Here is a 9,983-nt window from a genome sequence, read left to right as displayed (position 1 = left end):
CCGACCCGGCCTGCCCGACCCACTGCGCCCGACCCGGCCTGCCCGACCCACTGCGCCCGACCCGGCCTGCCCGACCCACTGCGCCCGACCCGGCCTGCCCGACCCGCTCTGCCCGACCCGCTCTGCCCGACCCGCTCTGCCCGACCCGCTCTGCCCGACCCGCAAGCGGCGCACGTCCGCAACCTGGCACGATTACGACGTGCGCGGCCGGCCTGGCGTCAGCGGCTGGCCGGGGCCTGCGCCGTGTGCTCCGCCGGGGCGTCGTCCGGATCGACGACACGCTCGCCGTGCCAGGAGCGCCACAGGGCGGCGTAGGGACCGTTGGCCGCGACCAGCTCGGCGTGCGAGCCCAGTTCGGTGATGCGGCCGTCCTCGACGACGGCGACACGGTCGGCGTCGTGGGCCGAGAAGAGCCGGTGCGCGATGGCCACCACGGTGCGCCCCTGCAGCACAGCGGCCAGGGAGCGTTCCAGGTCGCGGGCCGCGCGGGGGTCGATCAGCGAGGTGGCCTCGTCGAGCACCAGCGTGTGCGGGTCGGCCAGCACCAGCCGGGCCAGTGCCAGCTGCTGTGCCTGCGCCGCCGACAGCGGATGCCCGCCGACCCCGACCATGGTCTCGAGCGCCTGCGGCAGCGCCTCGGCCCAGTCGAGCGCGTGCACAGCGGCCAGCGCGGCGCGCACCTCGTCGTCGCCGGCGCCCGGCCGCACCATGGCGATGTTGTCGCGCACCGTGCCGATGAAGACGTGGTGCTCCTGCGTCACCAGCGCCACCTCGGTGCGCAGCCGGTCGAGCGGCAGGTCGTGCAGCGGCACGCCACCTACCCGGATGGTGCCGCCGGTCGGCTCGTGCACGCCGGCCAGCAGCCGGCCCAGTGTCGACTTGCCCGCCCCGGACGGGCCGACCACGGCGAGCCGCTCCCCCGGTTCGAGAGTCAGGTCGAGGCCGTGCAGCACCTCGCGACCGGCCACATAGGAGAATCGGACTCCCCGCACCTCGATCCGTGCGCCCACCGGCTCGGCCCCGTGCGGTTCGGGCTCGGCGGCATCGGCCGCGACCCCGAGCAGCCGGGCCAGGGACGCGGCCCCGATCTGCACCTCGTCGAGCCAGCCGAGCAGCCGGTCGAGCGGGTCGATCAGCATCTGCACGTAGATCACCGCGGCCGTCAGCTGCCCCAGCGACACGGAGCCACGCAGGTAGAGCCATCCGCCGACCAGCAGCGTGGCGAACACGGGCAGCACATAGCTGATGTCGATGACGGGGAAATACGCCGTACGCAGGAACAGCGTGTATTTCTCGGCGACCCAGGACCGGCGCAGGTCGGCGTCGGACCGGTCTGTACGTTGCCGGCGGCGGCGCAGCGCGTCGACCGTACGCGCGCCCTCGACCGTCTCGGCGAGCCCGTCGGTCACGGTCGAATAGACCGCGTTCTGCCGCAGGTAGGCCGCCGGCGCCCGGCGCAGATACCACCTCGTGCCGACGACGATGATCGGCACCGCGATCAGCAGCGGGACCGCGAGCACCGGACTGGTGATCACCATCGCCGCGACCACCAGCACGACCGTGATCAGGCCGATCATCGTCTCGGGCACGGCGAGGCGCACCGACCGCGACAGCGCATCGACGTCCCGGGTGGTGCGGGTCAGCAGGTCGCCCGAGCCCGCGCGCTCGACAGTGGAGAGCGGCAGGGTGAGCACCCGGTCGACGAAGTCTTCGCGCAGGCGGGCGAGCACCCGCTCGCCGAGCCGGGCCGAGGCCAGATGGGCGAACCTGGTCAGCACCGCCTGCAGCACCACGAACCCGGCGATGGCAACGGCCAGCCGGTCGACCACCCCGACACCCTCGTCGTGCCGGATGGCCTCGACCAGGTCGCCCAGCAGTTTCGGCCCGACCAGCCCGGCAACGGCTGCCAGCACGTGCAGCCCGAGGGTGATCCCGAGCGCGCGTGGATAGCGCCGGATCAGCTCGCGAGCATAGCGCCGCACCTGGGCGCCGTCGGCCACCGGCAACAGGTTGGTCACTTGTCCTCCTCGCGCAGCACCGTGCGGGCGTAGCCCGGCTCGTTCGTCAGCAGAGCGTGGTGGCTGCCCTCGGCCACCACGCGGCCGTGCTCGACGAAGAGCACGCGGTCGGTGCGGTCGAGCACCAGCGGGCTGGACGTGCAGATCACCGTCGTGCGGCCGGCACGGGCGGTGATCAGCCGGTCAGCGATGCGCGCCTCGGTGTGCGCGTCGACGGCGCTGGTCGGCTCGACCAGGATCAACACATCGGGATCCGTGACCAGCGCCCGCACCAGCCGCAACCGCTGCTGCTGGCCGCCCGAGAACGTGCGGCCCCGCTCGGCGACCTCGCTGTCGAGACCGCCGGGCAGCGCCTCGACGATGTCAGTGGCGGCCGCGGTGTGCAGCGCCGCGGGCAACCGGCCGCTGTCGTACGGGTCGAGGTCGGCCCGCAGCGGACCGGTGAACAGGCGGGCGTCGTTGTCGGCCACCAGCACGCGTTCGCGGACGGTGGTCAGCTCGAACTCGCTCAGCGGCACGCCGCCGACGGTGGCGCCGTCGGCGTAGCGGCCCAACCGGTCGGCGATGACGGCCGCTTCAGCCGGCACGGAGGCGACGATCGCGGTGATCTCGTCGGGCCGGATCGTCACGCCGGACGACGGGTCGGCGAGTTCGCCACGGAACCGCTCGGCCGGGACAGCCACCGCGGGATCGGGCAAATCGGTGGTCACCCGCAGCATGCCCACGACCCGGCGGGCCGAGACATGGCCGCGGGTCAGCTTGTCGATCGCCTCGGTGAGCTGCCGCAGCGGTGTGACCAGGAAGGCCGCGTACGCGTAGAAGGAGACCAACTGACCCACGGTGATCCGGCCGGTGAGCGCGAACCGGGCCCCGAGCCAGGTGACCAGCACCAGGAAGATGCCCGGCAGCAGCACCTGGGCCGCCTCGAGCAGCGACTCGACCCGGGCCGTGCGCACCCCGGCCGCGCGCAGCTTCTGCGACTCGTGCCGGTAGCGCTCGCCCAGTACCGCCTCACCGCCGATGCCGCGGAGCACCCGAAGACCGCCGACCAGGTCGGCCGCCCGCCCGGTGAGAACGCCCTGCTGTTCCCGCGAGGCCGCCTGGCGGCGGTGCAGCGGACGGATCAACAGGCCGACCACCGCCATCAGCAGCGGCACACCGAGCACCACCACGAGGCCGAGCGGCACCGAGGTGGTGAGCAGGACGACCGTCACCGTGACGACCGCGACGAGCGAGCCGGTGCCGCGGGCGGTGATGTCGATCGCGGACCCGATCTGGCGGATGTCGGACGTGCCGATCGCCACGACCTCGCCGGTGTCGAGGCGGCGGGCGAGCGCCGAGCCGAGCCGCCCGGCGTGGCGGACCGTGACCTGCACCGTGGTGAACATGGCGCCCAGGAAATTGACCACCGCGAACCGGTGCCGGGCGATGCCGAACGCGGCCTGCCCGATGCCGGCCGCCAGCAGCGCCAGGCTCCAGATCAGCAGGGCGCGGCGGTCGCGGCCGGTGGCGGCGTCGATCGCCCGGCCGACGATGGCCGGGACCAGGGCCTGGCAGAGCATCCAGAGGACGGCGAGCGCGACGGCCGCGTAGAGCGGCCGCCAGGCACGGCGGATCAGCCATCGCAGGTAGGCGACGGCGGACCGTTCGTCGGGGACGCCGGGGTCGGCGTCGGGGAGATTTCGCATCGTGGCCCCGACGTTACGGGCGGGGTCCGACAGTTTGCGACGGCTTTTCCGCCCGCACGAACGACCTAGCGATCGACCGGTGTGAAGTCCCATACATGGGGCGCGCGGGCGATCAGCTTGGCCGGTGGGGCCGGCAGATCCTGCGGGGTGTTGCGCCACTTCGAGATCACGACGATGCGGTTGTCGGTGGACGAGTAGATGTCGCTCGACACGTGCTGCGGCAGCACCTCGATGCGGGGCACCGCCACGTCGCAGACCCACGCCAGCAGATCGTCGAAGCCGCTGCGCGAGGCCCGTATCTCCCACATCCGAGCGATCATGGGAGTTTCCTACCCCGCCACGCTGACCGCGGTCAATGGCATGGACGAATCGGCCGGCAGATCGAGACGACTCGGGGCGACGCCGGCGGCGACCAGACGAGAACCGAGCGCGGCCACCATCGCGCCGTTGTCGGTGCAGAGCGACGGCCGGGGCACGCGCACCTCGATGCCGTGCTCGGCCGCGCGCTCCCCGGCCAGCACCCGCAGTCGCGAGTTGGCCGCGACGCCACCACCGATCAGCAGCGTCCGGATGCCGTTGGCCCGGCACGCGTCGATCGCCTTGGCCGTGAGCACATCGCACACTGCTTCCTGGAACGAGGCCGAGACGTCGGCGACCGGCACCGGCTCGCCGGCGCGCTCGCGTGCCTCGACCCAGCGGGCGACCGCGGTCTTGAGCCCCGAGAACGAGAAGTCGAACCGGTGGGCGGCGAGGTCTTTCGGCGCGGTGAGGCCACGGGGGAAGACGATTGACCGCCGGTCACCCTCTTCCGCCATACGGTCGATGATCGGACCACCGGGGAAGCCGAGCCCCAGCAGGCGCGCCACCTTGTCGAACGCCTCGCCCGCGGCGTCGTCGATAGTGGCCCCGAGCGGGGTGACGCCGCTGGTGAGGTCGTCGACCAGCAGCAGCGAGGAGTGTCCACCCGAGACGAGCATCGCGATGGCCGGCTCGGGCAGCGGACCGTGCTCGAGGGTGTCGACGGCCACATGGGCGGCGAGGTGATTGACGCCATAGATCGGCTTCTCGGCGGCCAGCGCGTACCCCTTGGCCGCCGCGACCCCGACGAGCAGCGCCCCGGCCAGACCCGGCCCGCTGGTCACCGCGATGGCGTCGACGTCGGCCAGAGTCACTTTCGCCTCAGCCAGGGCGCGCTGCATGGTTGGGACGAGCGCCTCGAGATGGGCGCGGCTGGCCACCTCGGGCACCACGCCGCCGAACCGGGCGTGCTGATCCACACTGGACGCGAGCGCGTCGGCCAGCAGGGTGTGTCCGCGCACGATGCCGACACCGGTCTCGTCGCAGGACGTCTCGATGCCGAGAACGAGGGGTTCGTCAGCCATTGCGCATCATCACCAGGGCGTCGGTGTTGCTGGGTTGGTAATAGCCGCGCCGGACTCCGACGGGCTCGAAATCGTACGTCGCGTAGAGGTGCTGGGCCGGGGCGTTGTCGACCGCGACCTCGAGCAGGGTCTGCTTGATCCCGAGCCGGCCGGCCTCGGCCAGCAGCGCCTCGAGCAGGGCGCGTCCGGTGCCGCGGCGCTGGCCGGTGCGGCGGACGGCGATGTTCTGCACCCAGGCCTCGTCCTGGGTCGCGGCCAGACCGGCGTACCCGAGAAGCTCTTCGCCCTCGGTGGCGACGACGTAGAAGTTTCGCTGCGCCAGTTCGTTCCAGAACATGGCGCCCGACCACTTCTCGTCGCCGAACAGATCCGCCTCCAGCGGCAGCACCTCGGCGATGTGCCACCAGCGGAAACGTTCGATCAGCATCAGGTCAGCACCGGTTTGCGGCCCGCCGGTTCGACCGCGTCGGGCCGGCGCAGATAGAGCGGGGTGAGCAGGTCGCTGGGCGCGGCCGCCCGGATCCGGTCGGCGGCCAGCGCAACGAGAGCGGCGCCGGGCGGGTAGAGCAGGTGCTCCTCGACCGGTACGCCGAAGATCTCGCCGTACTTGAGGACGCCCTCGCCCGCGGCCCGGTCGACCAGCCCGTGGACGTTCGACTCGCGGACCACCGGCTCGCGGCCGGTCACGTCGACACCGTCGTCGCGGGCGGTGGCCTGGCCGATCAGGTTGTCGGCCTCGGCGCGGGCCAGCGCGGCGGCCACCCGGGCGGCGTCGGCGCCGGCCAGTGCCGTGGCGGCCTCGAGGATCTCGGACTCGGCCAGGGCCGCGGCCTCGGTGGCCCGGCGGTTACGGGCACGGCTGGTGGTCGCGGTGCCGGCCCGCACGATCCCCGCGGCCACATCGGCCGGGCGGGCCACGTCGGGACCGAGGACGCGGACGCCGTCGAGGTAGGTGGCGAAGTAGACCTCACGCCGCCGGGCGTCGGTTGCGATCAGCACCCGCCCCGGCCCGGCGGCCCGGCCCAGACCGTCCAGGGAGCAGACGCCGTACGTCGGGATGCCCAGCGCCTGCCCCATGCTCGCCGCCGTGGCCAGTCCGACGCGCAGCCCGGTGTAAGGCCCGGGCCCCAGGCCCGCGACGATGGCGCCGAGGTCGCCCGGGCGCACCCCGGCCTCGGCCAGCGCGCCCTCGATCTCGGGAGCGAGCTTCTCGCCGTGCGCCCGGGGGTCGACGGTACGCCGCTCGGCCACCCCGACCAGCCCGTCAGCAGTCACCTCGACCAGGGCGGCGGTGGAGGCGGGGGTCGCGGTGTCAAGAGCCAGCACAAGCACGCACCGACCCTAACGCGCTGCCACCTCCACCCGACGCACCGACCACCCGGTCAGGGCTGGTAATGGCCCACCTCACCGCGGTCAGCCGGCAGCCGGCTCGGTCCGCGGGTCCCACTCGATGAGCCGGCGGCCACCGTCGGCCAGGGCCTTGTTGGCCGCGCTGAACGGGCGGGAGTCCAGGAAGCCCGCTCGGTTGAGCGGGCTCGGATGGCCGGCCTCCAGCACCACGTGGGCCGGGTTGGTGATCAGCGCGGCCTTCTTCCGGGCGTAGCCGCCCCAGAGCAGGAAGACCACCCGGTCGTCGCGGGCGTTGAGAGCGCGGATCGTGGCGTCGGTGAAGGCCTCCCAGCCCTTGCCGCTGTGCGAGGCCGCCGCCCCGGCCCGGACCGTCAGGACCGCGTTGAGCAGCAGCACGCCCTGCCGGGCCCAGCCTGTGAGATCGCCGGCCTTCGGCGGGGCCACCCCGACGTCCGCGGCCAGCTCCTTGAAGACGTTGCGCAGCGAGGGCGGGATCCGCGTACCCTCGCGCACGCTGAAGCTGAGCCCGTGCGCCTGCCCCGGGCCGTGGTACGGGTCCTGGCCGAGGATCAGCACTCGGGTCTGCTCGGGCGGGCAGAGCCGGTAGGCCGCGAAGAGGTCCTCGATCGGCGGATAGATGGTGTGCTCCGCGTATTCCGCGGCCACGAACTCGCCCAGCGCGGCCGTCGCCTTCTCGTCGAGAAAGCCGGCCAGCTCGGCCCGCCAGTCGGCCGGCAGCATCTCCGCCAGATTCACAGTCTCCCTTTCCGGTGTCGGCCGCGAGCGCACGGCCTTTGTTCCGCCGCGCGAGCGCACGGCGTAGCTGTCTCAGCCGGCTGGGTGTTTCCCGGTGAGCTGCGACAGGCGCGTCGCCCAGTCGCCGCCGTGCGGCACCAGCTCGACCACCCGGGTGTCGTCGTCGAGGCGGTCGATCCGCACCTGCAGGTATTCGTCGTTGAGCTGCTCGACCAGGCCGGCGCCCCACTCGACCACGGTGACCGCGTCGTCGGCCGAGGCGTCCAGATCGAGGTCGTCGATCTCGGCCCGCGGATCGGGGCTGTCGCCCAGCCGGTACGCGTCGGCGTGCACCAGCGGCGTGCGGCCCCGGTGCACCCGGGCGATGACGAACGTCGGCGAGGTGATCGGCCCGGCCACCCCGAGGCCGGCTCCGATGCCCTGCACCATCGCGGTCTTGCCGGCCCCGAGCGGGCCGGTCAGCAGCACCAGGTCGCCCGGGCGCAGGATCGACGCGAGCCGCCGCCCGAACTCACGGGTGTCGTCGACGGTGGGCAGCTTCACGAGATCTTCTCCAGGAACGGCAGCAGCGCGGCGTTGACCTCGTCGGCCTTCTCGAGCATCACCACGTGGCCGCTGTTGTCCACCTTGACCAGTTCGGCCTCGGGCAGGCGCCGGAGGATCTCTTCCGAGTGGGTCACCGGGGTCAGGTAGTCCTTCGTGCCCACGATCACCAGCACCGGCACCCCGCGCAGCGCCGACAGAGCCGGGAAGCGGTTGTGGGTGTAGAGCGTGCGCAGGTATTTCGTCAGCGTCTCGACCGAGGTCTTGGAGTTCATGCTCTCCACGAACGTGACCAACGAGGGACTGGGCTTCGGCTCACCGAACCCGTAGCGCCGGGTCAGCAACCAGGCCAGGTCGGACGACACCACCCGGGCCCGGTCGATCTTGGTGCCGCCCAGGTGGGCCGCCTTGCCCCAGAGCGGGAAGAACGGCGCGCTGGCCCGGGCCACGAGCGTCGGCAGCCCCAGCCTGGTCTTGTCGATCAGACCGGCCGAGGTGGACATGAGCACGACGCCGGTGACCCGCCGGCCGAACCATTCCGGGTACTGCTCGGCGAACGCCATGATCGTCATGCCGCCCATGGAGTGCCCGACGAGGATGATGTGCCCGTCCGGCACCGTCGCGTCGAGCACCGCGGCCAGTGACTTGCCGAGGGCGGCGATGTCGTAGTCGCCGGACTGCAGCCGGCTCGACCGGCCGTGCCCGGGCTGGTCGTAGAAGACCAGGCGGTGGTCGCCCTGCTCGGTGAGCGCCTTGCGCTGGAAATAGAAGGTGCCCATGTCGAGCGCGAAGCCGTGCACGAAGACGATCGTCGGCTGGGGGCCGGGCTGCGTGGGCTCGACGATCTCGACGTGCAGTTCGGTGCCGTCGGCCGCGGTGACGGTCAGCTCGCTGTCGAACGGCTGATCGCCGAACGGCTCGTCGAGGTGCGGGTCGCCGGGCGCGTTGACCGAGCGGCGCACCAGCACCCGCTCGACCGCGAACGCCGTGGCCAGACCGGCCGCGAGCACACCGACGGCGGCGCCGGCGATGCCGACCTGTTTCGCCCGCCGCGACGACCCCGGCGCCGGTTTTTTCGCCGGACTCATGCCGCACCCCCCGGCTCACCGTCGTAGACCCTGGGCACCCGGGTGCTGCCGAAGCGGGTCACGATCTCGTAGTTGATCGTGCCGACCACGCCGGCCCAGTCGTCGGCGGTCGGGCCGCCGTCGTCGCCCGGGCCGAACAGCGTCGCCACATCCCCCGCGGCCACCGGGTCGTCGCCGACATCCAGCACGATCTGGTCCATGCAGACCCGGCCGGCGACCGTGCGGCGCTTGCCGCCGAGCTGCACCGGCCCGGCGTTGGAGGCGGCCCGCGGCACCCCGTCGGCGTAGCCCAGGGGCACCAACGCCAGAGTCGTCTCGCGTTCGGTGACGTAGGTGTGCCCGTAGGAGACACCCTGACCGGCGGGCACCCTTTTGGTCAGGGCGACCCGGGCCCGCGCCGTCATCGCCGGCCGCAGCCCGAACGTCTCGCCCGCGACCGGCGACAGCCCGTAAACCGCGATGCCCGGTCGCACCAGGTCGTAGTGGGAGTCGGGACGGGTCAGCGTGGCCGCCGAGTTGGCGATGTGCCGGTAGCGCGGCGTGATGCCGTAGCGCTCGGCGACCGCCAGCCCGTCGGCGAACGCGGCCAGCTGGTGGTCGACGGTCTCGTGGCCCGGCTCATCGGCGTAGACGAAATGGCTCCAGATGCCGACGACCTCGATGTCGCCGTCGACCTGGGCCTTGGCCGCGGCCTCGAGCAGCGCGGGCCACTCGGCCGCGGTGGCGCCACCCCGGGCCAGGCCGGTGTCGATCTTGAGGTGGACCCGGGCCGTGCGCTCGGCCCGGCGGGCCGCGGCCACCAGTTCGCCGAGCAGCTCGAGGCTGCCCGCGTTGAGATCGATGTCGGCGGCGACGCCCTCGTGCAGCGGCAGACCGGGCGAGTGCAGCCAGGCCAGCACCGGCACCTCGAACCCGGCCCGGCGCAGGGCCAGGCCCTCGTCGAGGGTCGCCACCCCGAGCCAGCTCGCGCCGCCGGCCAGCGCGGCCCGCGCCGACGGCAGCATGCCGTGCCCGTAACCGTCGCCCTTGACCACCGCCATGACCTCGGCGGTGGTGCCGGCGCGCAGCAACGCGACGTTGTCCCGGATGGCGTCCAGATCAACCCGGACCTCGGCCTGCCACATGGTTCCCAGCCTACTGATCGGTATGACGAATTCC

10 protein-coding genes are annotated in these 9,983 nt (G+C 72.8%); all 10 read right to left on the bottom strand.

Annotated features, from left to right (window positions below):
• Window positions 1–218: 218 nt before the first annotated feature.
• On the bottom strand, window positions 219–2,018 hold the full coding sequence (locus LXN57_RS19940) for an ABC transporter ATP-binding protein (RefSeq protein WP_251799670.1): 1,800 nt from the start codon (window positions 2,016–2,018) through the stop codon (window positions 219–221).
• Complete coding sequence (locus tag LXN57_RS19935; protein WP_251799669.1) at window positions 2,015–3,706, bottom strand: ABC transporter ATP-binding protein; 1,692 nt, start codon at window positions 3,704–3,706, stop codon at window positions 2,015–2,017. Before LXN57_RS19935 ends, LXN57_RS19940 begins: the two co-directional genes overlap by 4 nt.
• 65 nt (window positions 3,707–3,771) lie before the next feature.
• Window positions 3,772–4,026, bottom strand: a complete 255-nt coding sequence (locus LXN57_RS19930; RefSeq protein ID WP_221376813.1) for a hypothetical protein — start codon at window positions 4,024–4,026, stop codon at window positions 3,772–3,774.
• 9 nt (window positions 4,027–4,035) lie between these two features.
• A complete protein-coding gene (tsaD, locus tag LXN57_RS19925; protein ID WP_251799668.1) occupies window positions 4,036–5,088 on the bottom strand; it encodes a tRNA (adenosine(37)-N6)-threonylcarbamoyltransferase complex transferase subunit TsaD in 1,053 nt (350 codons plus the stop codon).
• The gene (rimI, locus tag LXN57_RS19920; protein ID WP_251799667.1) at window positions 5,081–5,515 is read right to left on the bottom strand and encodes a ribosomal protein S18-alanine N-acetyltransferase; all 435 of its coding nucleotides are present in this window, start codon (window positions 5,513–5,515) and stop codon (window positions 5,081–5,083) included. Before rimI ends, tsaD begins: the two co-directional genes overlap by 8 nt.
• Window positions 5,515–6,420, bottom strand: coding sequence for a tRNA (adenosine(37)-N6)-threonylcarbamoyltransferase complex dimerization subunit type 1 TsaB (gene tsaB / locus LXN57_RS19915; RefSeq protein ID WP_251799666.1), 906 nt, complete (start codon window positions 6,418–6,420; stop codon window positions 5,515–5,517). The genes rimI and tsaB overlap by 1 nt, the downstream gene beginning before the upstream one ends.
• Before the next feature lie 81 nt (window positions 6,421–6,501).
• Complete coding sequence (locus LXN57_RS19910; protein ID WP_285904645.1) at window positions 6,502–7,194, bottom strand: uracil-DNA glycosylase; 693 nt, start codon at window positions 7,192–7,194, stop codon at window positions 6,502–6,504.
• Between the two features lie 72 nt (window positions 7,195–7,266).
• Window positions 7,267–7,737 carry a tRNA (adenosine(37)-N6)-threonylcarbamoyltransferase complex ATPase subunit type 1 TsaE gene (tsaE, locus tag LXN57_RS19905; RefSeq protein ID WP_251799665.1) on the bottom strand — a complete coding sequence of 157 codons (471 nt, stop codon included), beginning with the start codon at window positions 7,735–7,737 and terminating at the stop codon, window positions 7,267–7,269.
• Window positions 7,734–8,825 (bottom strand): alpha/beta fold hydrolase, encoded by a 1,092-nt coding sequence (locus tag LXN57_RS19900; protein WP_251799664.1) that lies wholly within the window; start codon window positions 8,823–8,825, stop codon window positions 7,734–7,736. The genes tsaE and LXN57_RS19900 overlap by 4 nt, the downstream gene beginning before the upstream one ends.
• Window positions 8,822–9,949 carry an alanine racemase gene (gene alr, locus LXN57_RS19895; protein WP_251799663.1) on the bottom strand — a complete coding sequence of 376 codons (1,128 nt, stop codon included), beginning with the start codon at window positions 9,947–9,949 and terminating at the stop codon, window positions 8,822–8,824. Before alr ends, LXN57_RS19900 begins: the two co-directional genes overlap by 4 nt.
• Window positions 9,950–9,983: the final 34 nt, after the last annotated feature.

This window comes from Paractinoplanes hotanensis (assembly GCF_023717965.1).
In the GTDB taxonomy this organism is placed as follows: Bacteria; Actinomycetota; Actinomycetes; order Mycobacteriales; family Micromonosporaceae; genus Actinoplanes; species Actinoplanes polyasparticus.
The sequence above is the reverse complement of the archived record's forward strand: the minus strand, read 5'-3'. Positions and strand labels throughout refer to the sequence as shown.

Coding starts and splice junctions, on each gene's coding strand:
- LXN57_RS19935 (WP_251799669.1), bottom strand. CDS start 3,706: ATGCGAAATCTCCCCGACGCCGACCCCGGCGTCCCCGACGAACGGTCC.
- LXN57_RS19930 (WP_221376813.1), bottom strand. CDS start 4,026: ATGATCGCTCGGATGTGGGAGATACGGGCCTCGCGCAGCGGCTTCGAC.
- tsaD (WP_251799668.1), bottom strand. CDS start 5,088: ATGGCTGACGAACCCCTCGTTCTCGGCATCGAGACGTCCTGCGACGAG.
- rimI (WP_251799667.1), bottom strand. CDS start 5,515: ATGCTGATCGAACGTTTCCGCTGGTGGCACATCGCCGAGGTGCTGCCG.
- LXN57_RS19900 (WP_251799664.1), bottom strand. CDS start 8,825: ATGAGTCCGGCGAAAAAACCGGCGCCGGGGTCGTCGCGGCGGGCGAAA.
- alr (WP_251799663.1), bottom strand. CDS start 9,949: ATGTGGCAGGCCGAGGTCCGGGTTGATCTGGACGCCATCCGGGACAAC.